Raw genomic sequence first — 25,520 nt, forward strand, 5'->3', positions numbered from 1 at the left:
GAATTTATGATTGACGAAAACCAAGCGCGCGCCGCCCTGGCGGCCAACCCCTTACCGCCGAACCCGTGGGTACAAGTTACCGATGATGGCATCATCATCAAGGCGGGCTATAGCGACACGCTGCACCGGATGCTGCGCTGGGTTCCGAAGGTGCAATGGGTTCCCGAGAAACGCCACTGGAAGGTGCCCCTGGCCGGCGCCGAGCTGATACGTTCGGTGTTGCCTGAAATCTCGCGCCTGGCCGAGGCCACTCACGAGGAGTTCAGAGTGCCTGCTCCGCCCGCTCAAAAGGAGCCGCCACTCGACGCACGTGCGGATGAGTCAAACCCGTCGACGGGCGATTCCGCCACGCGCGTATTCGACCCCGATGCGTCCGAGCGGGACCTGTTTCGCAATGCGGCGCGGTTTCTGTTCGGTAGCGATTGGCAGCGGGACACTGCTCGGGCCTTGGGCCGGGACGAACCCGCACTGGCCTGCTGGCTGGTGGGCGAAAGCGTGGTAGAGGACGATCCTCAAGTCTTGCTGAACGAGATGCTGGCTCTAATGCACCGGCGCGCCGCCGCAATCACCGCCGCGGCGGATCACCTGGCTGAGGCAATCGCGAGGAAAAAGCAAACCGGCTCCGGTGACACCGGAAACGGCAGTTGATCGTTACGGACTTGGTCGCCGATAACATTCTGTTCTATCTGAAAACGATTTCGTAGTAGGGTGGGTTAGGCCGCGCGGCCGTAACCCACCGAGCGACCTCGAATCGGTGGGTTACGCTCCGCTAACCCACCCTACGTAATGTTCACTCGAATGCCGAATGGAATTAGGCGCGTATCGCACGACACCTGCAAAGTTCCTTTGGTGTTTCCGCGCGCCGTAGCCCACCGACCAAGGCCGCGCAACCGGTGGGTTACGGCGCGCGAAGAGTTCCGTGACTGCCGAATGCTTCGTGGGAGTGCGCGCCTAACCCACCCTACACCAGATATACGAATCGGAACATTGTTTTCGGACGCACCTTAAGCACAGGGCAGGGAGCCCGGCGCCCGCGTTATGTTGGCGTGAGCCTGCTTCTCTGCCGCCGCAACCGCGCGGGCTTCGTCTTTCCTGTCAGCCAGGCTGCATTTCATCGGCATTGGCGACAAATTCGATGCGCGTGACTTCGTCGAATACCTCGTTGGGAATGGTGTGCTCGTACTGGTTTTCATACCAGCTGCGGCAATACGGTAGGAAGATCCTCCCCTGATGGATGTGGTGCAAAACCTTGTCCCCTCGGTAGAGCACGTAATCGACCCCGGTGTTGTCGCAACGGCTGCTCCAGTCATCGCCGAACACTTCGAACTGGATGAATAACTTGGAAAACAGGCGGCCCGCTTCGGTCGTCTTGACCGCGGTGAAACGGACATTCTGGTAACGACGGGCAACGGCGTCGGTGTCGAGGGTTTGCAGGAACTCCTGCAATTTTCCCTTTTTCACCTGCGTCGTCTCGTCGATGGGAACGCCCAGGTCGTTGAGTCCCATAGTTTTGGCGGGCGCCAGTTCAATCGAAGCGATATGTTTTACTAACGAAGCCATAATCTTGCCTTTAATGTGCCCGTGCGCATTGTCGCTCCCCTCCCTGCTAAGAGAGAGCTCAACATAAACCACTGGATTGTTCGGGAGATGCCGGCCTGATCCGGTTCTTCTCAGCGCGCGGCGACGGTACTCGGAAGCAAGGTGTGAATCGTCGTCCATCCCCTCGGTACCGGGTTGCGCTGGAAAAACGCCGGGTCAGCCATGAAGGTTTGTCGCGGCCGCTCGCTGAACACGCCGCCGATGTCGCATAGCGGAATGACGCGGTCCTGCGGCGGCTGACAGTCAACGCAAACCATCCCCCTTACCACGACAACCCCCGCCTCTACATTTCCCCGCGCGATGATGTCGTGCGGCCAAAACCCGAAGATCATGCCGCCGTCGTTAAGCATCACTTGGGTCGAGAGCCCGTTGTCGATCAATCGAATCAATGAAGTAACGTTATTCATCGCTTTCTACGCAATTCCGTCGGGTTCGACCGGTCGATGGACCAAGACGACCTTTGGCCTTGACCGGGACGGCTTATTATTACCCGCATTTCCCGCCGAGAGTTAGCTGCCGGTGACGCTGATCGCGCTCTTATCGAGCAGCGCACTGTTTCCGAAAACGGCTGATGTCGGCGCGACCCGCCCGAAGCTGAGCGATTGATGATCTTGGAAAAAACGCGAAGCGGCCTCCTGACGAAGACCACGAATGCGAAGATCGGAAATGCCCGCACGCTTTCATGCGCGCCGAAACGCCTGCGATTGGGTGTGTTGATCGCCGGCAACGAGCGCGCATGATCATTCAGCAAGGGCGCACACGGCACCGGCATGTACGCTCGTTACCGAAGCCATCATCACTGCAAGTGCCGGATCAAACCCGGCAATTCCTTGAAATCGTCGAACCATACCGGACGCACGCCGAATTCGAGGTATTTGGCCGATTCCGCCTCGATCTCGTCCGGGGCCGGTTCCTTCCCCTGTCTGTCGTGCGGCCACTTCAGGAGCGCGTAGTGGTAGCGGCCCGGGTATTCCGCGATGGCTTCCCGAAGCAGGTCGTTCATCGCGTCATCGGTGAACGAACAACCGATATAGAGCGCGATATGTACCGGATTGGCCAGAAATCCCCGATAAACCGTCTCCAGAATCCTGGATCGCGGACCTTTGTACACCGTCAGGTACTGGGACGTCGAAAAGACAAAGCGGACGTCCGTTATCAAAAAAATGCGTCTGGGCGTGTAGCCGTGCAGATGAAAGACCGGTTGGTGCCACCGGCTGTTGCGGGCCAGTTCGTCGGGGTCGCCTCGAAGCTCATCGCCCTTCATGGCCCAGGCTGCATGCGGGATCTTCTGTTCGGCGAGCGCTTCGGACATGAGGGCATCGAAGTTGTAGGTAATGATCGAGTCCCAGCCCGGAAACAGGCCGGGACCGCGCACCGGCACCTCCTGCGCATGCGCCAGTTCGGCGATGGCCCGGTGGATCTCGCTGGGCTCTTTCGCGCGCGTATAGAGAATCCTGGTGAGCAGGCGAAACAGGTGTTGACCGCAAAGGTCGTAACACACTTGCGCTCCCTGCATTAGGGTCTCGACATCGGTGGAAGAGCGTTTGGCCTTCACCTCGGCGAAGATCTTTCGTGCGATTTGCTCCTGCTCCGAGGTAAAGCGCCTCACTTCGCTGACCCGTTGCTCAAAGCGCCAGGTGCCGCTCCCGCCGGTGCGTACGGTGCCGTCGGGAAGGAATTCGATCGGAGCTTGAGGAGGATTGTCGGCGGCGGGCACGGATTCATGGAATTCCAGGCCCTTGTCGAGCGTTTCCTCCAGCATCAAGAGCACCAGATCCGACCAGGACGGCGCACCGGCGCCCATCGAGACTCCGGCTCCCAACACCGGCGACAGCGCGCTCGATCGGCGAATCAGGCGCAGCAGTCCGAGATCGAACTCCCGAATGCGCCATCCGAGCCGGGTCCGGATCTCCTCGATGTAAGGCAGTACCAGACGCACTTCGGAGCGGATATCGGGCAGCGGACGGTTGGATAGCGGATGCTGGCTGGCCCGGTAGATCCCGTTGACGTAGGTTTCGAGTTCGAACAGCGCGGCGGCCGGATCGTCGTTGAGAGCAAGCTGTTCCAATCGCGAAAGATCGCCGCCGTGCAGCGCTCTTTGCCAGGCGGCGTGCTGCTCCGAGGGGCGCGGGACCAATGACGGATCTTGCGGCATCTTCGTGTCCTCCGATTGCAGCAATCGCGCATTTGCCGCCCTGACGGGCATGAAAAACGCAATGGTATGAACAGATTGGGGACGGTAGCTCGTCGATGATCCAAAAGCCGAATTTTCGAGTCAAGGATTTTTAGGCGGACTGGGCCAAGAGGAAACGGCCCCGTCCAGCCGGTAATTTGTCGGCTCAACCGAAACAATCGAAACGCCATAAAGAGGCCGCACTCCCATGGCGCGTTTGAGGCTTCGATCCGCGACCTCCAAAGACGTCTTTGCCCGGCCGGGTGGCCGTGCACTCGCCTGTCGGTTCCGTTACCGCGAGCCGTTGACCCTTCCTTCGCTTCGAACCAAATGCGAAAATGCGTTGATTCAAACGGAATACCCTTTCTGTACATTAGGATGAGACTACAACTCCTGCCGGTGCGCCCGTTGAGCCTGGCAAACGCCTGGATATCCAGGGCGTGACGCGGGGAAGATCGGTCTTCCACTCCGCCGAAATCGATCGGTCCATCTGCCTGCCTGCCCCGTAATTACGACCCTGGTAAAGCCGTGTTCGAGTCGCCCCGCCCAAAATTCCTTCACCTTGCCTTATTCCCCGCCGCCTACCTGCTGGGTTCCTGGCTCGGCCATTGGCTGACGCTGCTGCCCGGATCGGGCGTAACCTTGTGGCCGCCGAGCGGTCTCTATCTTGCGGTGCTGTTGTTGAGCGAGAAACGCCATTGGCCTTGGTGGATATTGGCCGGATTGCCCGCCGAAGCGGCCGGCGACCTGTGGCTGTTCCACATTCCGCTTTCCGCCGCTTTTTCCATCTATTTGGGCAATACGCTCGAAGCACTGGTCGGCGCAAGCCTGGTGCGCGGCTGGTGCGGCGCGCCGTTTCAGTTGCGCGGGTTGCGGGAGGTGCTGGTGCTGATCCTCTTCGGCGCGTTGTTGAGCCCCGTCCTCAGCGCGACGTTGGGTGCCGCGATCTTGGCCGCGCTCGGGTGGCAGGCGTTCACCTGGGTTTGGCCGCTCTGGTGGGTCGGCGACGGCGTGGGTGTCCTGATCGTGGCTCCCCTGGTCCTGGAGGTCTTTCAGGCTCGATGGAAATGGCGGGACATCCAAGTCGCTCGCTGGGTTGAAGCCGGGACGATGATCGCCGTGTTCGTCGCTATTGCCCACCTCGTCTTCACCGGCCGATTTCCGTACGGCTACATCATCATGCTGCCCCTGCTGTGGGCCACGCTGCGCTTCGAAATTTTCGGAATGGCGCTGACCATGGCCATCCTGACGGTCATGGCGGTGCGCTACACGGCGGGCGGGCTCGGGCTGTTCGCAAATCCCGACTTCGCTCCCGATGAGCGGCAGTGGCTGGTACAGATGTTCTTGGTCATCGTCGCCTTCTCGGCGCTCGTGGTCGCCGCCCTTACCCGGCAACACCGGCAGGCGCTGTTCAGTTTGGAGCGCGCCTACGGCGAGCTCGAAGCCCGCGTGCTCGAACGTACGGCGGAGGCACGCGAGAACGAGGAGCGGCTACGGCTGTTTATCGAATATGCACCCGCGGCGGTAGCCATGTTCGACCGTGAAATGCGTTATCTCGCCGTCAGCCGCCGTTGGCTGGACGATTACAGTCTCGAAGGCGAGGTGCGGGGCCGTTCCCATTACGACGTCTTCCCCGAGATTCCCGAGCGCTGGAGAAACGCCCATCGCCGCGCACTGGCCGGCGAAGTCGTTACCGCCGACGAAGACCACTTCGTCCGAACCAATGGAACCGTCCAATGGCAGCGTTGGGAGGTGCGGCCGTGGCGCGGGGCGGATGGCGCCATCGGCGGGATAATCCTTTTTACCGAGGACATCACCGACCGCAAGGTGGCCGAGAACGCGGTGCGCGAGTCGGAAGAGAAATACCGAGCCCTGTTCGAGTCCATAGACCAGGGGTTTTGTACCATCGAAGTGTTGTTCGATGAAAACGAAAAACCCGTGGATTACCGGTTCCTGACCGTCAATCCGGCATTTGAACGCCAGACGGGAATTCCCAACGCGGCCGGCAGACGGATGCGGGAAATCGCCCCTCTGCACGAGGAACACTGGTTCGAGATTTACGGCCGGATCGCCTTGACGGGCGAGCCGATGCGTTTCGAAAACCGCGCGGCGCAGCTCCACCGTTATTACGATGTTTACGCCTTTCGGATCGGCGCGCCGGAGGAACGAAAAGTGGCGATTCTTTTCAACGACATCACCGAGCGCAAGCGCGCCGACGAGGCCCTCCGCGCCAGCGAGCAGCGCTTCCGCGCCATCTTCGAGCATGCGGGGACCGGCATCGCCATCACCGACGAAGAGGGACATGTTCTGAAGTGCAATCCCGCATTTTGCACTCTGCTCGGCTATACCCAGGAGGAACTCGGTCACCTCGTTTTGCCCGACCTGGTGCATCCCGACGACTGTGCCGCCAATTTTTCCGCGCTCCGCCGCCTGCGGGAAGAGGAACTTCCTTACTTCGAAATGGAAAACCGCTACCTGCGCAAGGACGGCCAAACGGTCTGGGTGCGCAAGTTCGTTTCGCTGCTGCGTGAATCGGCGGATGTGCCGGCGCACCTGGTGGCGCTGGTAACCGACATGACCGAGCGCCACCACATGGAGGAAGCCTTGCGCGCTGCCGACCGCCAGAAGGACGAGTTCCTGGCGATGCTGGCGCACGAGCTGAGAAATCCGCTGGCCCCGATCCGCAATGCCCTGTACGTGCTGCAAAGATCCGACGCCGAAGCTGTGGCCAACGAACGCACTCGTGCCATGCTCACGATGATGGAGCGCCAGGTGAACCATTTGGTCCGGCTGGTGGACGATCTCCTGGAAGTGTCCCGCATCACCCGCGGCAAGATCGAGCTCAAGAAGGAACGAGTCGATCTGGCGGTTGTCATCGGTCATGCCGTTGAAACCAATCAGCCGCTCATCCAGGCAAACGACCACGATCTGAGCGTTTCCCTCCCGCCGGAACCCTTGCTTCTCGATGCGGACCCGGTGCGGATTGCCCAGATTTTCGCCAATCTGCTCAACAATGCCACCAAGTACACGCCTGCCGGCGGACACATTCATCTCACGGCGGCGCAAATGGGCAACGAGGCCGTCGTCCGCATCCGCGACACTGGCGTCGGTATTTCGGCCGGGATGTTGCCCCACGTGTTCGATCTTTTCACCCAGGTCGACCGTACCCTCGACCGGTCTCAAGGGGGGCTGGGAATCGGGCTGGCCCTGGTGCGCCGCCTGGTCGAGCTGCACGGCGGCCGGGTCGAGGTCCACAGCGAGGGATCGGGACGGGGCAGCGAGTTCGTGGTGTATCTGCCGCTGGCCGCCGCCGCTTCGGCCGACGCCGCGATCTCGGAAGCCGCGGTTCCGTAAGCCAGGCCGTCTCTGCACGAGTCGCCGCGTTGAATCCTGGTGGCGGCTAATTCCATTCGGCATTCGAATGGACATTCATCGTAGGATGGGTAGAGCGAAGCGAAACCCATCGATGGTGGGATAGCCCCTCGGCTCCGCTCGCGACAGGCTCCGCGTAACCCACCGATCCGAGGTCGCGCGGTGGGTTGCGGCCTCGCGGCCTGCTGCTCGAATTTTCCGACGGCGATATCCGGGTAGCCCGTGATGGGCCGGTGACATTGAACGCCTCGCCCGCTTGGGCAATGCCGGTCCTGCGGCATAGCCGGATAGGCGTTCCGGATCAGGGGCTGGTCGGATCCCAAATAAGACGGGCGAGATCCGTCAAGTCGACATCCCGGTCGACGGGACATTGCGGGCAATCCAGGCGATTGGGCCGATTCGGGCATCGGCTGCATTGGCGAATCAGCATCTCAGCCCGTTCAAGATCGCGTTCCACCAATTCCAGCTCGCTCCGGGTCGAATCAATCCATCCCCGCAGTTCATCCAGGAGCGGCAATACCTTCGATACGGCTTCCGCCCCGGAGCCGCATTGCTCGCGAACGCAAGCGAGCCGCTGCACATCGCTCAATTCCATCCCCAAGCGGGCAAGCCGGAGGACGATCGCCATGCGTTTGACGTCTTTCTTGCGGTAAAGCCGGGTCCCGCCACGGGTCCGTTCGGGCGCGATCAGGCCCAGTTCTTCGTACAGGCGGATAGTTCTGGGCGTGGTTCCCAGGTCTTCGGCTAACTCGCCGATCTTCAGCATGTCGCGCTGGTCGCGCGGAGGGAGGCGCATAACCATTACATCTCTATATTTGACGTTTACGGAAGATTCTGTTGACGCATCGGATGGAGCCGAGTTATAAGGTTTCCATCCAAGATTGGTTTTATATTAATGAATTTTAATTAAATATAGATATTGATGAGCTTCAGGAATGCGAGCAAACAAGGCTTTTTGGGTTGACATGTTATTCCGTTACAGGACGAAAGTGATGGCCTGTCACCGGTTGGCGCTGACGGGCGGAGTTTATCCTCGCTCGCTGCGGGTTACCCTGGTCGTCGGCACGCTCTTGAATCTTATCAACCAACCCGAGGCTCTCCTGGGCGCGTCGCCCTGGAATTTGACGCAGGCGATTTTGACGTATGCGGTGCCTTTTCTTGTCGCCACCTATGGCGCCGTGTCCGGGAGCATCCGACAGAACGGCCGCTCGGCATGAACCCCGATACGGATATTTTGCGGCCGAAAGTGAACCCCTCCATCTCGTTACCTTGCGGAGAATACCATGACGATTCCAACTGAACCGATCGGCAGCATCCCCCGTCCTCCGGAGCTTTTAGCGTTATTGCGGGAATTTCGTGCCGGCCGGGCTTCCTCGGAGCGGCTGGCGACGGTGTCCGAGGAGGCTCTGCGCGATACCCTCCGCCGCTTCGAAGATACCGGGTCGCCAGTCGTTACGGATGGCGAGCAAACCAAGCCGAGCTTTGCCACTTATCCGCTACAGGGCCTTCCCAACATCGCCCCGGACGGCGCGGTCATTACGTTTGCCGATGGCCATACGCGCCAGTTGCCGCGGTTGACGGCGGGGCCGTTTCGCTACGCGACGTACGCCGACCAATACCTCCGGGCTGCCCAACGCCTGACCTCATTGCCCGTGAAGCAGGCCGTCATTTCGGCTTCGGCGCTCAGTCTGATCTATCCGCCCGACGGGATCGAAGGCTATCCTCGGGAAGCTTTCCTCGACGACCTCGTCCGGGAAGCCGCCCGGGATACCGGGGTTGTCTCGAGGCGGGAGCCCATCGCGTGCAGATCGATTTCACGGAGGGTCGGCTTGCGGTCAAGCTCGATCCCTCGAAGCGGTTGCTTCGGGAATTCATCGCTTTGAACAATCGCGTGCTCGATCATTTCACTCCCGAGGAGCGGCGGCGCATCGGCGTTCATACCTGCCCCGGCGGCGACCGCGACTCGACCCATAGTGCGGACGTGGACTATGCCGAACTCTTGCCGAGTTTGCTCGAGCTCAAGGCCGACAATTTTTACGTTCAGCTGGCCAGCGAAAAACAGTCCGACCGCGCGCTCGCCGCGCTTCGGCGGCATGTGTGGCCGGGGCAGAGGATTTTCGTCGGCGTGATCGACGTGCTCAATCCGGAGGTCGAGACGCCGGAGGCGGTGCGCGATCGCGTGTTGAAGGCCGCAGAATACCTTTCGCTCGATCAACTGGGAACGACCGATGATTGCGGCTTTTCGCCGTTCGAGGACGACACCTCGACCGGCCGCGATACGGCGTTCGGAAAGATTCGATCGAGAGTGCTGGGTACGAAGCTAGCCGAGCTCATTCTGGAACGATAGCCGATCGAGAGGGTTGGAAGACGGGGACATGGAAAGTCGGTCAGGCTTTGGCGCTTTGATGGCCCGCCTGTTCTCCCGTCACCCGGTACGCCATGTCCGGCTGCCGTGATGGTTACGACTGCGTAAATCTCGTATTCCGTCTCAAGATATCGACGGATGTCTCTCGGCCTTGACAAAGGGTCCTCAAGAGGCGTATTACCGCTCGGGAAAGGCTCATGACGCTCAAATAAAAAAGGAGAAAGCTCATGGCAACTCTGAGTTGGTCGCTCACGATACAGGTCAGTGGCAGCGCGGCGGTGACTCTTTCCCGCCCGCCTCAGGAGATCGAGGCAACCGACCGGATCGAGGTTTCGATCCAGCCGGGCGACAGCGATAAGGTCATCGACCTGCAACCGGGGGGAAGCAGCGCCATTCACCTTCTGGTGATCAAGTCTTCCGCTTACGGTACGCATCTGAGCTTCAAGGTCAGTGACGGGACCACCGATTCCTCCTCTCTGACACTGGACAGTCCCCAAATCTTCTCCGGTGGCGGCGTCGCCTTGTTCGGCGTGGCGCCACGCCAAATGAAATTCACCAATAGCAGCTCCGACAAGCCCGCCAGCGTCGAGATCCTCGTCGCGCGGGATGCCACGCCTTGATATGACGGCCGGGGATGCAGGTCCCCGTTCTTAACCAACCAGTCGATACGGAGAGATCGCCATGCCCGTTGCTCTTACCTATCCCGGTGTCTATATCGAAGAAGTGCCCAGCGGCGTTCGAACCATCACGGGCGTGGCCACCTCCATTACCGCCTTCATCGGAAGGGCGTTGCAAGGCCCCGTGAACCAAGCCGTTCGCATCCAGAGCTTCGCCGAGTACACCCGCCTCTTCGGCGGTTTGTGGCAGGCCAGCACCATGAGCTATGCCGTCAGCCATTTCTTCCAGCACGGCGGGAGCGATGCGATCATCGTGCGGGTCTTCAATGGCGACGTGGCGGCCAGCACCGCGACCATCACCCTGGTCACGACGACCGGCAACCTGGTGTTGGAAGCATCCAGCCCAGGCACCTGGGGTGCCGCCCTGCGCGCTACGGTGGATCACGAAACCCGCGATCCGGGCGACACGGCCCTGTTCAACCTGACCGTCGAGCAGCTCGACCGCCCCGGCGGCACACGGGTGATCGCCTCCGAGCGTTTCCGCAACGTGTCGGGCAAGGTCACGGATCCGCGCTTCGTCGATACCGTTCTCGCCCAGGGGTCGAGTTTCGTGAGGGTGCGTACCTCGGCACCGGACGGCGAAAGCCCCACCGACGCCACGCAAGCGGCGGTAGGCAACGCCACCGATGACGGAGACCCGCTGGTCGACGGGCAAATCACCGGCGATCCGAATCAACGCACCGGGATCCATGCCCTGGAGCCGGTCGACCTGTTCAACTTGCTCTGCATTCCGCCTCTGGGAACGGAGCGGGATACGCCGCCGGCCGGCACCGGTGCGTCGTGGCCGGATGTCGACAACGCGACCTGGGCCGCCGCGGCAAGTTACTGCCAGGACCGCCGGGCGATGTTGATCGTCGACCCGCCCGCGGCCTGGACCGCGAATCCGAGCACGGCGGTCGCCACGGCCGAGGCCGGGGTGAACGGGGTCCGCGGAACCATCGGCAACGACGACGCCCGCAACGCGGTCATGTATTTCCCGCGGCTCCGGATGCCGGACCCCCTCAACGAGAATCGCCTGGGCAGCTTCGCCCCCTGCGGGGCGCTGGCTGGGATCATGGCGCGGACCGACGCCCAGCGCGGCGTGTGGAAAGCGCCGGCCGGCCTGGAAGCGTCGTTCTCCGGGGTCCAGGAATTCACCTACACCCTCACCGACGGCGAGAACGGGCGCTTGAATCCCCTGGGCCTCAACTGCCTGCGCAGCTTTCCGGTCGCCGGCAAGGTCGTGTGGGGCGCCCGCACCCTGGTCGGGGCCGATCTGCTCGCTTCGGAATGGAAATACCTGCCGGTGCGGCGTATGGCCCTCTTTCTCGAGGAAAGTCTTTACCGCGGCACCCAGTGGGTGGTGTTCGAGCCCAACGATGAACCCCTCTGGGCGCAGATCCGGCTCAACGTGGGCGCGTTCATGCAGAACCTGTTCCGCCAGGGCGCTTTCCAGGGCCAGAGTCCCAGGGAAGCGTATCTCGTCAAGTGCGACCGCGAGACCACCACGCAGAACGATATCAATTTGGGCATCGTGAACATCCTGGTGGGCTTCGCTCCGCTCAAGCCCGCCGAATTCGTGGTGATTCGCATTCAGCAGTTGGCCGGACAGATTCAGGCTTAACCGGGGAGAATTCAAGATGGCGCAGTTTTCCGTGAACGCTCAGCGTTTCGATCCGTACAAGAACTTCAAATTCCGCGTGAAATGGGATGGCCGCTACGTCGCCGGCATCTCCAAGGTGGGCGCTCTCAAGCGCTCCACCGAGATGGTCGAACACCGCGAAGGCGGCGACCCTTCCACATCGCGCAAGTCTCCCGGTCGCACCAAGTTCGAGGCCATCACGCTCGAACGGGGCGTCACCCACGACACCGAATTCGAGAAATGGGCGAATAAGGTGTGGAACTTCGGCTCCGGCCTGGGCGCCGAGGTCTCGCTGAAGGATTTCCGCAAGGACATCATCATCGAGGTCTACAACGAGGCCGGGCAACTCGCGCTGGCCTACAAGGTGTTCCGCTGCTGGGTGTCCGAGTACCAGGCGCTGCCCGATCTCGACGCCAATGCCAACGCCGTGGCGATCCAGACCATCAAGCTCGAGAACGAGGGCTGGGAGCGCGATTACGACGTGACCGAGCCCGCCGAGACTAGCTTCACCGAACCGGATTGAAGCTCATGCGGGCTCCGAGCGAAGCGGAACTCTTGGCGCTGTGGGAGCGCGGTCGAACGCGGCACCCGATCGATCGGGCGCTGTTGCTGGGCGGTTTCGCCCGTCCGGACCTTCCGTCCTCCCGCCTCCCCGATCTCCCCTTGGGTGTGATCAACACCGCGTTGCTGGGCCTACGCGAGGCCAGCTTCGGACCCCGCATCGAGGCGTACCTGGACTGCGAGCGCTGCGGCGAACGGCTGGAATTCGCGCTCGATAGCCGGCAATTGCTCGCCTGCACGGGGCAGGGCGACGGGCGTTCCGAACTGGAGGTCGCCGGTTTCCGTTTCCGCCCGCCTTCGAGCCGCGATCTCGCAGCGGTGGCGGGGGAACACGACGTGGAGACGGCGAGCCGGAAGTTTCTCGACCGCTGCCGGGTCGACGGCGGGAATACGGCCTGGACCGAAGACGCCGATCTGCGGGCCGAAGTCGAGGCCGGGCTGGAAGCGCTGGACCCCATGGCCGACATCGCCCTGGAGCTGGCCTGCGAGGCTTGCGGACACCGGTGGGTGGCGGGCCTCGACATCGGCGCGCTGCTCTGGGAGGAAATCGAGGCCCGCGCCCGCGCACTGCTGACCGAAATCCATCTTCTAGCCCACGCCTACGGTTGGACCGAACCCGAGATTCTGGCGCTCTCGCCCGAGCGGCGCGCGATCTATCTCGAAATGGTGGACGCATCATGAGCGGATTCGTGCAGCGTCTCGTCGGGCGGGCCATGGGTCTCACGAAAAGCGTGCATTCCGCCGCGCGGCTGCCCTATGCGCCGCCGCCCGCCCTGGTCGAACCGGAGTTGCCGGAAGCAGTTCTGCCGAACTCGGTTCCCGGCGACAGCCGGTCTGCCCGCCAGGGGACCGTAGAGGACCCGGTGCGGCGGCTCGATGTTCCGGAGAACGTACCGGACAAGCCCGCTTTCGAAGCACGCGTCGCCGACCATGCGGCGGTTGTTCCGGAAGCACCGAGAGCGAGCATCGGGTCGCCGCCGTTCACAGCCGAGACGGGACAAGCGGGCTTTATGGGTGCAGAAAGCCTTGAAGAATCGTCTGCTGAATCTGTGGCAGACCTCATGCCTCGCGGGTCCCGCAGGATGATCGAGGGCGATTCTGCCGATCGCGAAGGACGAGTCAATGTCCATGGCCTGGCACACATGGTCGAGCCGCTTCTTCCTCCGCAACTGGCCATGCATTCGCAAGCATGGAATGCGGGGAATCGGCCGCCGGATTCCTCCCGTGGCGCCGCCTCGGCAAGCGGGGCTGGGGAGGCCACCGAGGTGCACGTGACCATCGGCCGGATCGAGGTCACCGCGGTGCACGAAGCGCCTCCGTCCAAGCGCCGGACGCCGCCATCGGCCAAGCCGATGACCCTGGAAGAATACCTGGCGCGGCGGCGGGGAGAGCGCCCATGAGCAGCGCGCTCGCCATCGCCGGAGTCACCGCCGTGTTGCGCGACCTGCTCAACGACGGCCTGATCAATCACAACGTGGGGGGCGTCATCGGCAGTTCGGTGTCGGTGAGCGTCGGCCCGCCCGACCGGGTGGTGCCGCCCAACGGCAACGAAGCCTCCCAGCTCAACCTGTTCCTGCACCAGGTCACGCCCAACACCGGCTGGCGCAACGAGGGACTGCCCTCGCGCGACGCCTCGGGGCGGCATCGCCTTTCCAACCCGCCCCTCGCCCTCGATCTGCACTATCTCATTTCGGCCTACAGCAGCGGCGACTTGCATGCCGAGATCCTGCTCGGCTACGCCATGCAATTCCTGCACGAAACCCCGGTGCTCGCCCGCCAGGCGATCCGCAACGCCCTGACTCCCTCGCCGCCGCCCGGCACCCCACTGCAGCGAGCCTTGGCCGAGTCGGCCCTGGCGGACCAGATCGAGCAGATCAAGATCACCCCCGCGTACCTCAATACCGAGGAAATGTCCAAGCTCTGGACCGCGATCCAGAGCCACTACCGGCCCACCGCCGCCTACCTGGCGAGCGTGGTGTTGATCGAGGCTGCCGAGCCCGTCCGTTCGCCCCTCCCGGTGCTGTCCCGCGGTCCGATCGATCCGATCACCCAACGCGACCGCGGCGTGGTGGTGGAACCCGGCCTGGTGCCTCCGCTGCCGATGCTGGAAGCGGTCAAGCCGTCCGGCGGTCAGCCCGTGGCACAGCTGGGCGAGACCATCGATCTCGAAGGCCACCACCTGGACGGGACCGGGCGCACGGTGTTGCTCAGCAACGATCGTTTCGAGGTGGAGCAGAGCATCGCTGCCATGGGAACGGGGGGCGCCGCGCTGATTCAGTTTTCCATCCCCGCGGCGCAGGCGGCCAGCTTTCCGGTCGGGGTCTGGCGTGTCGGCGCGCGGCTGGTCCGTCCGGGTGAGACCGAGCCGCGCGAGACCAACCGGCTTGCCCTGACACTGGCTCCCGACATCACCGGCTTGCCCATGAGCGTGGCCCGCGATGGCAACGGAACCGCCAGTTTCACGCTGAATTTCCATCCCGCCCTGCGCGCCGGACAGCGAGCGGTTCTGGTGCTGGGCCAGCAGGAGTTCGCGCCGGTGGCTTACGTCCCGCCGGTTACCGCGCTCAATTTCGCGATCGAGGACGCACCGGTCGGCTCCCATTTGGCACGGCTCCGGATCGACGGGATAGACAGTCCGATCATCGACCGCGCGGCAAAACCGCCGGTGTTCCTCGACCGCCGGATTACCATCACATGAACGCACGGGAGTTCGAACACGACTGGACCGCCGCCAACCAGCGCCTGCTGACGGCGGAATTCGCCCGCCTGAAGGCGCGGCTCGACGGACACGGGAGCGATAATCCGGCCGCTTTGGATAATGCAAGGGCCGCGATGCCCGCGCCCGCCGCCATCGACTACCTGGCCGAGCGGTTCGAGCTGAGTCCATTCGAGCGCGACCTGCTGCTCCTCTGCGCCGGGTTGGAGATGGACAGCGAACTGGCTGCCGTTTGTGCGGCGGCTCAGGGTCAGAATTCCAGGGTCTATGTCACTTTCGGACTGGCGCTCGCCGTCCTCGAAGACGCCCACTGGAGCGCGCTCACGCCGGCCCGCCCGCTGCGCCGCTGGCGGCTGATCGAGGTGGACGAGAACGCCGGACTCAGCGCTGCCCGCCTGAAGATCGACGAGCGGGTCTTGCACTATCTCGCCGGGGTGAATTATCTCGATGTTCGCCTGCAGCCGCTGTTGCAGCCGCGTCCGCTCGCCGGGACGATGGCCGAGTCCCAGTCCTGCGTGGCCGAAGCGGTGCTGGAAGCCTTCGAAGGACGCGAATCCTTGCCCATAGTGCAGGTGGTGGGGGATGACGCCTCCGGGCGGCAGGACGTCGCGGCTCGGGTCGCCTCGGCGATGGGCTTGCAGCTTTGCGTGCTGCGGGCCGGAGACGTTCCCGCCGCCGTCCACGAATTGGATTCGCTGGCCGTGTTGTGGCAGCGGGAGGCGGTGTTGCTGGAAGCCGCGCTGCTGATCGACTGCGACCGGGAAGAAACGGCCCTCGGAGCGGCGGTTCGGCTGGCCGAGCGGCTCGGCGGCCTGGTGTTCCTCTCCGCCCCCGAACCCTTGGCCGTACACCGGGCGAACCTGCGGTTCGTCGTCAACAAACCCGACGCCAGTGAGCAAAAACGGCTGTGGGAAGCGGCCTTGGGAAATGCGGTTACTCGGCTCAACGGCGCGCTGGAGGGGGTTGCCGGCCAGTTCCGATTGGGCGCCGAGACGATTTGGAGCACCGGCACGGCCTTGCGCGCGACCTTGGCCGCGAGCTCCCATCCCGACGCAGAACTCTGGCGAGCCTGCCGGACGCTGGGCCGAACCCGGCTCGATGATTTGGCACAGCGGCTGGACTCCGCCGCCACCTGGGACGATCTGATACTGCCCGAGCCGCAAAAAGCCACGCTGCGCCAGATAGCCGCCCACGTGAGGCACCGGCTCAAGGTCTACGAGGACTGGGGCTTTTCCGGCAAAGGCGCGCGCGGGCTCGGCATTTCCGCGCTGTTCGCCGGCGAGAGCGGCACCGGCAAGACCATGGCCGCCGAAGTGCTGGCTAACGAGCTGCACCTGGACCTGTACCGCATCGACCTGTCCTCGGTGGTCAGCAAGTACATCGGCGAAACCGAGAAGAATCTCAGGCGGGTATTCGACGCCGCCGAGGACAGCGGCGCCATCCTCCTGTTCGACGAGGCCGACGCGCTGTTCGGCAAGCGCAGCGAGGTCAAGGACAGCCACGACCGTTACGCCAATATCGAGGTGAGCTATCTCCTCCAGCGCATGGAGGCCTATCGCGGCCTCGCCATCCTGACCACCAACCAGAAGGCGGCCCTGGACACGGCCTTCCAGCGCCGGCTGCGCTTCGTCGTCCAGTTTCCCTTCCCGGACGCCGCGGAGCGCGAAGCCATCTGGCGCGGCATCTTTCCCGCCGCCACCCCGACCGAGGGGCTGGACCCCGCCAAGCTCGCCCGGCTCCACGTCGCCGGCGGCAACATCCGGAACATCGCCCTCAACGCCGCCTTTTTCGCCGCCGAAGCCGCGGAACCGGTACGCATGCCGCACCTGTTGCGCGCCGCCTACGACGAAGCCGCCAAGCGCGAGCGGCCCCTGACGGACGTGGAAACGCGGGGGTGGGTATGAAGCGTGTCGTAGTGCATATCGATCGGCTGGTGCTGAAAGGATTTCGGCACGAGGACCGGCATGCCGTTGCCGCCGGTCTGCACGCGGAGTTAACCCGGCTGCTCGCCGATCCGGTCACGGTAGAGAGACTCGCGAACATCGGCAACGCCACGCGTGTACCTGTGGGCAATGTGCCCCTAGAGCACGGTGCAAAACCACAGTCGATCGGAACGCAAACGGCCCAGGCTATCGCACGGAGCATCAAATCATGAGGCAAGCCGCAACCTTGCAGACTGCCCAGGCGAAGTCGCATTCGTCTAGGGGCCAGATTGGGCAGCTGCAACGCAAATGCGCCTGCGGTGGCCCGGCGAGGTTCAGTGGTGAATGCGAGGAATGCGGAAAGAAGAAGGTCCTAGGTATTCAGAGCAAGCGGGTTGTCAGTGAACCCGGCGATCCCTATGAGCGGGAGGCGGATCGGGTGGCTGAAGAGGTGATGGCAAAACCGGCGCATGGCGGTAACGATGGGATTCCACCGCGCGTTCCGCCGATGGAGGCGCGCGTGCGGCGTCCGCTGCCTCAGCGCAAGGGGCTCGAACACCCGACCGATGTTGCGCCTGGCTCGTCCATCCCTCGAAACGGCAATACCGCACCTGCATTGTCGCTGCGCGTCTTGGGCCACGGCGGCAGCGTCGCTGCGCCATGGTTTGTCCAAGACGTGCTGCGGTCGCCGGGCCGCGGGATCGAGTCGCAGGCGCGAGCCCGGTTGGAATCTTCATTCGGGTGTGACTTTTCCGCGGTGCGCGTCCACGACGACGCCGCGGCTGCCCGCTCCGCCGCTGGACTGCAGGCCCGCGCCTACGCTGTCGGCGAGCACCTCGTTTTCAATGCCGGGCAGTACGCGCCGAAGACAGGCGTAGGAATGGCGCTGCTTGCCCACGAGCTGGCGCACAGCCTCCAGCAACTCGGCTCATCGCCCGCGGCTCTGGCGAGTGCCGACGCCAGGCCTGCCGCCCAAATCCACGGGCCGATCGGCGTCGGCGTTGCCCGCGCGCCACAAGCGCCGGTCGAATCGCGCGCCGATGTGCATCAACGCGTACTTGCAACGCTGAAGAAGATCCAGGACGACGGCACACTTACGGGCCCGCGGCGTTTGGCAGCCGTTCTCGATCTGTGCGAAAGCGTGCCCACTGAGCACGCGGCGGGTCTGGCGGCCCGCCTCGAACCGGGCGCCAAGGGCGACGAATTCGCGAAATACGTGGCAAACAATTTCTCGGCCGAGCGCGCGCAGATGCTCGCAGCCTTGCACGAGAAGGCGCGTACCGATCCTACGCCGGCGGGCGGCGATGTGGCTGCCGAAGCGAAAGCCGCGAAAGAACTCGAAGCAGGCTTGGCTCAATCGACTAAGGAATTGACGGAGGGCATCGCACGGGGCCGCACTTCGCTTGCCGAGGCGGAAAAGGTGATTGCCGACGCGGCGCCTAAGCTCGATCCGGATCTTGTCGACATTGTCGAAGCGCAGGCTGAATCGATGCACGACACGTTCGAGATGATCGAAGGGCTGCTGCCCGTGCTTGCGGCGATGCCGGCAGACCAACGCGCAGTCGTCATCGGTGCCGCGACAATCGAACTGCAGATGCTGTACCGGAATGCCGAGCATCTTAAGGACATGAACAAGATCGTCGCCTGGGATGTCCCGCCTGCCGTCGAGAATGTCGATGAAGTCGAGGAGAAGCTGACCGAATACACCGATTGGCACGAGTCATGGATTGAGACCAACGCGGAAGTCGGGGGCCTCGCGTCGGATCTCGTCGGCTTGCTCGCGGGCGAGGACGAGTCGATTCAGATCGATCTCAACGTTGCCCAACACTTCATCGATTACCAGAAACGCGGCACCGAGGAAGGGAAGGCCATGGGCGAAGTTGACAAACACGTTGATGAAATCATCGCGGAAGGCAAGAAGATCCAGGATCGCGCCGATGCTGCCGGCGTCGCGACAACAGTTGCCGAGATTTTGATGGCGTTGCGTGGTCGCCGCTTTTCGCTACGCCGGCCGCCACGTTTTCGGGGCCGGGCAGTCAAGCGCACACGGCCGACCGCGCGCCCGCGCAAGCAACTGCGTAGAACTGCAAGTTCGAAGAAGGCATCGAAAAAGTCGTCGGCCAAGCAGGAGCGCCGCAAGAAACGTAAGGAAAAGCGCAAGGAGAAAAAAAGTGGCGCTTATCCGCTCTGTTGGCCCGTTATCCTGCGCCCGCCGATGCTTGCAGGGGTTCCGGTGACCCAGTTCATTCGCACCCCCGGTGTCGACCGTGAACCGGATGTCGCCGACCAGCAGCGCCAGCAACTGCGTTATCGGCAAACGGTAGAGCCGGCCTTTGTGGCCGGGCGTTACCACGTCCATCACTCGGTGCCGCTGTTTCTGGGCGGTCTGGATTCGCCGATGAACATGACGCTGATCGAGGGCCCCACTCACTTGAAAGGCCACCGCCAACTGCAACACCAACCGCAGATGCTCAAGCCGCCCGGTAAGTTGAAGCCGCTGCCGGAGAACCTTTACACACATCCTGCCGGAACACGCTATTACCTCAAGGGGTTCAAGACCGATGTCAAGCAGACCTGCTGACCTGCCCAAGGCTATTTGGTTGAAGAGCAGGGAATGACCTATTTAGTCGGCCCCGAATCGAATAGTGCCTCGGCGTCCCTGCAAGTGGCCGCGTGTATCTACCATATTGCGCTCTTCCCATCCTACAGCGGCGTTGGTGGGGTGCGAGACACAAACCCCGACACTCGACGGAGAAGGAAGTGGGGATGCTCTATATGAACGGGATCAGCGGCAGAATTGGCTTTTTGGAACAAACCGAAGATATGAGGAGCGCCGGCCGAGGTGTGAGCCGATGATTACATACACGGGATCACAGTCGCGGAACACCGCGGCATCCATGTCGATAGCGGGACGAGGCGTCCTTTTGCAGCGCAAGTGCGCCTGCGGTGGCTCGGCTGGCCTGAGCGGCGAATGCGAGGAATGTGGCAAGAAGCAAATGGCGGATATTCGGACCAAGCTGGTGATCGGCGAACCCGGTGACCCGTACGAACGGGAAGCGGACCGGATCGCCGATCAGGTGCTCGCAACGCCGTTGCGATCCGCCATCACCGATGCGCGGCCGCGCATCCAGCGATTCGCTGGGCAACCGGCCGGGCAGGCCGGAACGGTACCCGCCAGCGTGGACCGGACGCTGACGGGGTCCGGCAGGCCGCTTGACTTGGGGCTGAGGCAGGACATGGAAGCGCGCTTCGGTTACGACTTTTCCCGAGTGCGGGTGCATACCGGCGCAGACGCCGAGCACTCGGCGCGGGAGGTGAACGCTCTGGCTTATACGGTCGGACGCGATGTCGTGTTCGGCGCCGGCAGGTTCGCGCCGGAGACGCGCGAAGGGCGGCGGCTGCTGGCTCATGAGCTGACCCATGTGGTGCAGCAGTCGGGTGCGGATCAGGCTCATGTTCGGCAAGGCAATGAAAAACATGGATTTTCCCCTATGCCATTACGGTCCCTGCAGCAGCGTGACCGATCGATGCTGCGCCTGCAGCGGGACTTGGTGTTCGCTGCCGGCTATGGTCGGCCTTATAGAGGCCGCAATGCCGATCAGCAAGAAACGCGCGATGCCGAGCGCGGTCGCTGGCATCCGGCGTCGATCGATATGGAGCAGGCTGCCGCCGGATCGGGCGGCGGCAGCGGCGTCAGTACGCTGGATGCATTGCTCGCGCATATCGAGGCGCAAGGCAAGGGTGCGATCACGGAGTTGGGATTGATCGCGCATTCGAATTCGAGCCATTTCGCGCTGGCGGGAACCATCGACCTGGCTCAGAACGATGTCATCTTCGATCGTGCCGACGCGCTGATCAATGTCGACACCCTCAAATCCAAATCCGAACGCATCGCCAAGTTGCGCGACCGCTTCGCGGAGGACGCCAAGATCATTCTGTACGGCTGTAACGCCGGCTCGGGCAAGGATTTGCTCGATGCCATCAGCAATGCGTTCAAAGTCTGCGTACGGGGTTTCTCCGACGAAATCCAGTACTGCATCACCTGGGATTCGCGCACTCGACGAATCGGCGACAGCGATCGCGGGCGTGTATGGATCGCCAATCCGAACGATCCACTCCCGGAACCCAGGCCGCGCTGCGAACGCTTCTTCCGCAGCGTGAAGTCGCTCATCACCAATCGGGAGTCCTGCGTAGGCGTGACACCCAAGCGCGTCATCGATTTCGAGCGTCTCATTAAAGAGTTCGACAAGGCGACCATCGATAAGTGGGGAACCGACGAGGAGGGCGTCTATCGCGTTCTGCAAACGCTCGGGCGTGACCAAACCCTGATCGAAGAGTTCCGCCGTCGTTACCGCATTAAGCACAAAGCCGAAGGGCTGACGCTCGATGCGGTCATCGAGGACGAGTTCAGCGGCACCGAACTCGAATATGCCCTGCAGCTTATCAATCGCGGCAAGCCGCAGACGCCTCAAGCGATTCGCGCGGCTCCGGCCAAACCCGCCGATTTGGATGTTGCCGCAAAACGTTTGCATACCGCTTTCTTCGGTGAGATAGGCACGGACGAGGAGGCCGTGTATGCGGTGCTCTTGCCATTCCAAAACGATCCGGAGAAGTTGCAGGAGCTCGAGGCCGCCTATGCGAAACTCGACAAGGAAATGAGCTTGCGTGAACGCATCGAAGACGAGATGAGCGGTTCGGAACTCGATTACGCCTTGGAATTATTGAAAAAATCAAGAAGTCGTGAACATGGCCACACCCTTGCGAGCCTCACTCGATAGATCGCGACCTTCGAACTTTTCCTCCGGCGGCGCAATCGGCGTTAATTCGTCACATCAAGCTGCGAGGAACGATCGATGACCACCTATCCCAACTCTCCCAAAGTCCTCAAAGGGGGCCTGGTGCTGATCGATCCCGAGTCGGCGCGAGTGCTGCGCATCATTTCCCTGCAATACAACCCGGACTCGCTTTCGCGCACCTTGCAGATCCAGTCGGCCGGCGGGGAGGCGGGCAACCGCTCGGAACCGATGCGCTTCAAGGGACCGGCGGTGGAGACCATCAAGCTGGACGCCGAGATCGACGCCACCGACCAGTTGGAGTTTCCGGACCAGCATCGCGCCGTGGTCGAGCACGGCATCCAGCCTCAACTGGCGGTGCTCGAATCCTTGGCGCATCCGACCAGCGCCCAGTTGTTGCGGGTCGATGCCGAGGCCAGTTCCGGGACGCTGGAAATAGCGCCCATGGAGGCGCCGCTGATGCTGTTCGTGTGGAGCAAGAGCCGTGTGGTGCCGGTGCGGCTGACGGATTTCTCCATCACCGAGGAAGCTTTCGACCCCGCCCTGAACCCGATCCGCGCCAAGGTGAGCCTGGGGCTGCGCGTGCTCTCGGTGGACGACCTCGGCTTCGCCCACAAGGGCGGAAGCCTGTTCATGAGCTATCTGCAAACCAAGGAACAACTCGCGGCGAAGGCCCAGCCGGGCAGTTTCGCGGCGCTCGGCATCGGAGGGGTTGGATGAGCCGTCAGCTATCAGCTTTCAGCGGTCAGCCGTCAGCTATCAGCGGTCAGCAAATAAGTTGGAATCGCTGATAGCTGAATGCTGATAGCTTAACAATGCGGAACTTTAGAGAGTTGAAAGTATGGGAAAGATCTCATCAACTGACCCTGATCGTGTATCACGTTACGAAGCGCTTTCCCCCGGAAGAGCTGTACGGATTGATGACCCAAATGCGGCGGTCGAGCGCCTCGATCCCGGCCAATATTGCTGAAGGTTGTGGCCGTAGCGGAGATGCGGAGCTTGCCCGGTTTCTCCAAATCGCCATGGGCTCGGCGAGTGAGCTCGAATACCAAGCGCTACTGGCCGGCGATCTCCGATACTTAGATAAGGCAACGTGCGATCAACTTGGAGACGACATTATGGAGATAAAGAGGATGCTAGCGGGTTTCCTTAAGACGCTGAGACAAGCTGACAGCTAATTGCTGAAAGCTGACGGCTGACAGCTAACTACCGAGAGCTAACTAATGACTGATCCAATCCAAGCCTTTCTGCAAGCCAACGCCCTGGTCACGCCGCTGTTTCCCGCCACCAGCCGTTATCACGGCATCGCGGCGGCCCAGCTCGTGCGGCCGGACGGCACGACGGTCGCTTATCTGAAACGCCGCTTCGTGCCGCCGCCGGAAAACTTCGCGCTGCTCCAGGAGCACACGGTGGCGGCGGGAGACCGGCTGGACAATCTGGCCGCGCGCTATCTCGGCGATCCGCTGCAATACTGGCGCATCTGCGACGCCAACCGCGCCATGCGCCCGGAGGAACTGACCGAGACCGCCGGGCGGCGACTGCGCATCACCTTGCCGGAAGGCGTTCCGGGAGTAGCGGATGCTGGCTAAAGGAATTCAGCTCACCTTGCTGATGGGCCCGGTGGTGCCCGTTCCGGCCCCGCGGGTGGTGATGGATGCGCTCGACAGCGTCGAGGTCAGGACCGCGGCGGGCGCGGACAGCGGTTTCCAGCTTTCGTTCCAGTTCGGCAGCAAGTCGGAGCTGAACACGATCTTTCTGATCGCCGGGGCGCAGAGCACCGGTCCCGCGACGCCGCCTTTGCGGGTGATGCTGATCGTGACCCTGAACGGTACGCCCCAGCCGCTGTTCGACTGCGTCATGACCAATGTCCAGGTGCAGGCGGGAAGCAACGGGGCCCCGGGCACGGTGACGGTCACCGGCGAAGACCTCACCAAGGCCATGGACATGCTGGATCTCAGCGGCCTGCCGTTCCCGGCGCTGCCCATCGAGGCGCGGGTGGCGCTGTTGTGCGCCAAGTACGCGCCGTTCGGCATCATTCCGCTGGTGATTCCCGCGCTGTTTCCGGACGTGCCCATCCCCGTCGACAAGATTCCCGCCCAGCAGGGCACGGATCTCCAGTACATCCGGCAACTGGCGGACGAGGTGGGCTACGTCTTCTACATCGAGCCGGGGCCCACGCCCGGCACCAACATCGCCTACTTCGGACCCGAGATCAAAGTGGGCGTGCCGCAGCCGGCGCTCAACGTGGACATGGACGCACTGACCAACGTGGAGTCGCTGAGCTTTTCCTTCGATCCCACCAAGGGGGTGCTGCCGGTGGTCTTCATTCAGAATCAGCTGACCCGTGTGCCGATTCCGATTCCCATCCCCAATCTCAATCCCTTGCAACCGCCCTTGGGTGCGTTGCCGACGCCCATCGCCAATCTCACCGTGCTCAAGGACACGGCCAAGATGAATCCCATGCAGGCGATTTCCATGGGACTCGCGGAGGCCAAGAAGTCGCAGGACGCGGTCAGCGCCAACGGCAGCCTGGACGTGCTGCGCTACGGCCGGGTGCTCAAGGCCCGGCAACTGGTGGGAGTACGCGGTGCGGGCGTGGCCTACGACGGGCTCTACTACGTCGAGAGCGTCACCAGCACTCTCAAGCGCGGCGAGTTCAAGCAGAGCTTTCGGCTCACGCGGAACGGCCTGGTTTCCATCACGCCGAGGGTGCCCGTATGAACGAGAGCGGCAAATATTACGGCAAGTACCGCGGCATGGTGCTCAACAACATCGATCCCTTGCAGCAGGGCCGCTTGCAGGTGCAGGTGCCGGACGTGGCGGGCCTCGCCCCGGCGACCTGGGCCATGCCCTGCGTGCCGATCGCCGGCATCCAGAACGGCATGTTCGCCCTGCCCATCATCGGTTCGGGCGTGTGGATCGAATTCGAGCAGGGCAATCCGGACTATCCGATCTGGGTGGGCTGTTTCTGGGGCAGCGGGGCCGAAGTGCCGGCGCTGGCCCGCGCCACGCCGCCGGGCCTGTCCGCCATCACCCTGCAGACGCCGTTGCAGAACGGACTGACGATTTCGGATCTGCCGGGCCCCACCGGGGGCATCATGCTGAAAAGCGCCACGGGGGCGACGCTGATCGTCAACGACACCGGCATCTACATCCAGAACGGCAAGGGCGCGATGATCACCCTCGTCGGGCCGACAGTGACCATCAACAACGGCGCGCTGACGGTGGTCTGAGATGCCCGGACCGCTTCTGCATGTCGGCGCTTCGGTACTGTGCGCGCACGGCGGCACGGCAACGCCCACCGCTCCGAACCCGAGGGTGCTGGTGAGCGGCCAGCCCACGGTAACCATGGCCGCGCCCTACGCCATCGCCGGCTGCCCGTTCAACGTGAGCGGCGGCCCGGTGCCCTGCGTCACCGGACAGTGGGTGGTGGCGGCCACGCGGGTCTTTTCCAACGGCCAGCCGCTGGTGCTGATGGACAGTCAGGCCGTCTGCGCGCCGAACGGCACGCCGCTCCTGCCGGTGGCGGCACAGACGCGGGTGATAGGAGCTTGATGGCTGACAGCTATCAGCTATCAGCTGTCAGCCGAGAACTGAAAGCTGACAGCGAGTTGATTTCTGGTTCCCACGCGCTGCGTGGGAACCGATTCGGCCCGCGCTGCGGGCCGTGACGGGGCGCGGCGCGCCAGAACGGCATTCCCACGCCACGCGTGGGAACGAG

General features: G+C 62.9%; 26 protein-coding genes. 21 read left to right on the forward strand and 5 right to left on the reverse strand.

Annotated elements, in window-relative coordinates; translation table 11 throughout:
• Positions 1 to 6: 6 nt before the first annotated feature.
• Complete coding sequence (locus tag B2A78_RS10605; RefSeq protein ID WP_077729968.1) at positions 7 to 648, forward strand: hypothetical protein; 642 nt, start codon at positions 7 to 9, stop codon at positions 646 to 648.
• A gap of 447 nt (positions 649 to 1,095) precedes the next feature.
• Here B2A78_RS10605 and B2A78_RS10610 read toward each other — a convergent pair whose 3' ends face one another.
• The 3 genes from B2A78_RS10610 to B2A78_RS10620 form a co-directional block, all read right to left on the reverse strand.
• Entirely contained in the window at positions 1,096 to 1,719 is a 624-nt protein-coding gene (locus B2A78_RS10610) for a hypothetical protein (protein ID WP_168175391.1), read from the reverse strand.
• The gene (locus B2A78_RS10615; RefSeq protein WP_077729970.1) at positions 1,671 to 2,006 is read right to left on the reverse strand and encodes a hypothetical protein; all 336 of its coding nucleotides are present in this window, start codon (positions 2,004 to 2,006) and stop codon (positions 1,671 to 1,673) included. The genes B2A78_RS10610 and B2A78_RS10615 overlap by 49 nt, the downstream gene beginning before the upstream one ends.
• A 389-nt stretch (positions 2,007 to 2,395) precedes the next feature.
• Positions 2,396 to 3,754: an SIR2 family protein gene (locus B2A78_RS10620; RefSeq protein WP_168175392.1), complete on the reverse strand. Its 1,359-nt coding sequence runs from the start codon at positions 3,752 to 3,754 to the stop codon at positions 2,396 to 2,398.
• A 546-nt stretch (positions 3,755 to 4,300) separates the two neighbouring features.
• On the opposite strand from B2A78_RS10620, the gene B2A78_RS10625 reads away from it, so the two are divergent.
• Complete coding sequence (locus B2A78_RS10625; protein WP_077729972.1) at positions 4,301 to 7,126, forward strand: PAS domain S-box protein; 2,826 nt, start codon at positions 4,301 to 4,303, stop codon at positions 7,124 to 7,126.
• Between the two features lie 319 nt (positions 7,127 to 7,445).
• Here B2A78_RS10625 and B2A78_RS10630 read toward each other — a convergent pair whose 3' ends face one another.
• Positions 7,446 to 7,940, reverse strand: a complete 495-nt coding sequence (locus B2A78_RS10630; RefSeq protein ID WP_168175393.1) for a MerR family transcriptional regulator — start codon at positions 7,938 to 7,940, stop codon at positions 7,446 to 7,448.
• Positions 7,941 to 8,136: 196 nt separating this feature from the next.
• Here B2A78_RS10630 and nrtS point away from each other — a divergent pair, with 196 nt between their 5' ends.
• From nrtS to B2A78_RS10705, 16 genes are all read left to right on the forward strand, one after another.
• Positions 8,137 to 8,361: a nitrate/nitrite transporter NrtS gene (gene nrtS / locus B2A78_RS10635; protein WP_205780742.1), complete on the forward strand. Its 225-nt coding sequence runs from the start codon at positions 8,137 to 8,139 to the stop codon at positions 8,359 to 8,361.
• Between the two features lie 66 nt (positions 8,362 to 8,427).
• Positions 8,428 to 9,027: a hypothetical protein gene (locus tag B2A78_RS26595; protein WP_240502478.1), complete on the forward strand. Its 600-nt coding sequence runs from the start codon at positions 8,428 to 8,430 to the stop codon at positions 9,025 to 9,027.
• Complete coding sequence (locus B2A78_RS26600; RefSeq protein WP_240502479.1) at positions 9,024 to 9,491, forward strand: hypothetical protein; 468 nt, start codon at positions 9,024 to 9,026, stop codon at positions 9,489 to 9,491. Before B2A78_RS26595 ends, B2A78_RS26600 begins: the two co-directional genes overlap by 4 nt.
• A gap of 245 nt (positions 9,492 to 9,736) precedes the next feature.
• Positions 9,737 to 10,129, forward strand: coding sequence for a hypothetical protein (locus B2A78_RS10645; RefSeq protein ID WP_077729975.1), 393 nt, complete (start codon positions 9,737 to 9,739; stop codon positions 10,127 to 10,129).
• Between the two features lie 61 nt (positions 10,130 to 10,190).
• Positions 10,191 to 11,789 carry a phage tail sheath C-terminal domain-containing protein gene (locus B2A78_RS10650; RefSeq protein ID WP_077729976.1) on the forward strand — a complete coding sequence of 533 codons (1,599 nt, stop codon included), beginning with the start codon at positions 10,191 to 10,193 and terminating at the stop codon, positions 11,787 to 11,789.
• A gap of 16 nt (positions 11,790 to 11,805) precedes the next feature.
• Positions 11,806 to 12,330 carry a phage tail protein gene (locus B2A78_RS10655; protein WP_077729977.1) on the forward strand — a complete coding sequence of 175 codons (525 nt, stop codon included), beginning with the start codon at positions 11,806 to 11,808 and terminating at the stop codon, positions 12,328 to 12,330.
• Between the two features lie 5 nt (positions 12,331 to 12,335).
• Complete coding sequence (locus B2A78_RS10660; RefSeq protein ID WP_077729978.1) at positions 12,336 to 13,049, forward strand: hypothetical protein; 714 nt, start codon at positions 12,336 to 12,338, stop codon at positions 13,047 to 13,049.
• Entirely contained in the window at positions 13,046 to 13,768 is a 723-nt protein-coding gene (locus B2A78_RS10665) for a hypothetical protein (RefSeq protein WP_077729979.1), read from the forward strand. The genes B2A78_RS10660 and B2A78_RS10665 overlap by 4 nt, the downstream gene beginning before the upstream one ends.
• Positions 13,765 to 15,066, forward strand: a complete 1,302-nt coding sequence (locus tag B2A78_RS10670; protein ID WP_077729980.1) for a DUF4255 domain-containing protein — start codon at positions 13,765 to 13,767, stop codon at positions 15,064 to 15,066. The genes B2A78_RS10665 and B2A78_RS10670 overlap by 4 nt, the downstream gene beginning before the upstream one ends.
• Positions 15,063 to 16,988 (forward strand): ATP-binding protein, encoded by a 1,926-nt coding sequence (locus B2A78_RS10675; protein WP_077729981.1) that lies wholly within the window; start codon positions 15,063 to 15,065, stop codon positions 16,986 to 16,988. The genes B2A78_RS10670 and B2A78_RS10675 overlap by 4 nt, the downstream gene beginning before the upstream one ends.
• Positions 16,985 to 17,239, forward strand: coding sequence for a hypothetical protein (locus tag B2A78_RS10680; protein WP_077729982.1), 255 nt, complete (start codon positions 16,985 to 16,987; stop codon positions 17,237 to 17,239). Before B2A78_RS10675 ends, B2A78_RS10680 begins: the two co-directional genes overlap by 4 nt.
• On the forward strand, positions 17,236 to 19,587 hold the full coding sequence (locus B2A78_RS10685) for a DUF4157 domain-containing protein (RefSeq protein ID WP_077729983.1): 2,352 nt from the start codon (positions 17,236 to 17,238) through the stop codon (positions 19,585 to 19,587). Before B2A78_RS10680 ends, B2A78_RS10685 begins: the two co-directional genes overlap by 4 nt.
• 271 nt (positions 19,588 to 19,858) lie before the next feature.
• Complete coding sequence (locus tag B2A78_RS10690; protein ID WP_077729984.1) at positions 19,859 to 21,784, forward strand: DUF4157 domain-containing protein; 1,926 nt, start codon at positions 19,859 to 19,861, stop codon at positions 21,782 to 21,784.
• Positions 21,785 to 21,859: 75 nt separating this feature from the next.
• Positions 21,860 to 22,519 (forward strand): hypothetical protein, encoded by a 660-nt coding sequence (locus B2A78_RS10695; RefSeq protein ID WP_077729985.1) that lies wholly within the window; start codon positions 21,860 to 21,862, stop codon positions 22,517 to 22,519.
• Positions 22,520 to 22,632: 113 nt separating this feature from the next.
• On the forward strand, positions 22,633 to 22,977 hold the full coding sequence (locus tag B2A78_RS10700) for a four helix bundle protein (protein ID WP_205780743.1): 345 nt from the start codon (positions 22,633 to 22,635) through the stop codon (positions 22,975 to 22,977).
• A 45-nt stretch (positions 22,978 to 23,022) separates the two neighbouring features.
• Positions 23,023 to 23,388, forward strand: coding sequence for a hypothetical protein (locus B2A78_RS10705; protein WP_077729987.1), 366 nt, complete (start codon positions 23,023 to 23,025; stop codon positions 23,386 to 23,388).
• A 6-nt stretch (positions 23,389 to 23,394) separates the two neighbouring features.
• Here B2A78_RS10705 and B2A78_RS26310 read toward each other — a convergent pair whose 3' ends face one another.
• Positions 23,395 to 23,658 carry a hypothetical protein gene (locus tag B2A78_RS26310; protein ID WP_205780744.1) on the reverse strand — a complete coding sequence of 88 codons (264 nt, stop codon included), beginning with the start codon at positions 23,656 to 23,658 and terminating at the stop codon, positions 23,395 to 23,397.
• Between B2A78_RS26310 and B2A78_RS10710 the strand changes: the two genes are divergently transcribed.
• From B2A78_RS10710 to B2A78_RS10720, 3 genes are read left to right on the forward strand one after another with little or no spacing between them, the layout of a single operon-like run.
• On the forward strand, positions 23,657 to 24,520 hold the full coding sequence (locus tag B2A78_RS10710) for a hypothetical protein (RefSeq protein WP_205780745.1): 864 nt from the start codon (positions 23,657 to 23,659) through the stop codon (positions 24,518 to 24,520). The two genes, B2A78_RS26310 and B2A78_RS10710, sit on opposite strands and share 2 nt — an antisense overlap.
• Positions 24,517 to 25,032 (forward strand): phage baseplate assembly protein V, encoded by a 516-nt coding sequence (locus B2A78_RS10715; protein WP_077729989.1) that lies wholly within the window; start codon positions 24,517 to 24,519, stop codon positions 25,030 to 25,032. Before B2A78_RS10710 ends, B2A78_RS10715 begins: the two co-directional genes overlap by 4 nt.
• A 1-nt stretch (position 25,033) precedes the next feature.
• Positions 25,034 to 25,354, forward strand: a complete 321-nt coding sequence (locus tag B2A78_RS10720) for a hypothetical protein (RefSeq protein WP_077729990.1) — start codon at positions 25,034 to 25,036, stop codon at positions 25,352 to 25,354.
• Positions 25,355 to 25,520 lie beyond the last annotated feature (166 nt).

This window comes from Methylocaldum sp. 14B (assembly GCF_002005105.1).
GTDB lineage: Bacteria > Pseudomonadota > Gammaproteobacteria > Methylococcales > Methylococcaceae > Methylocaldum.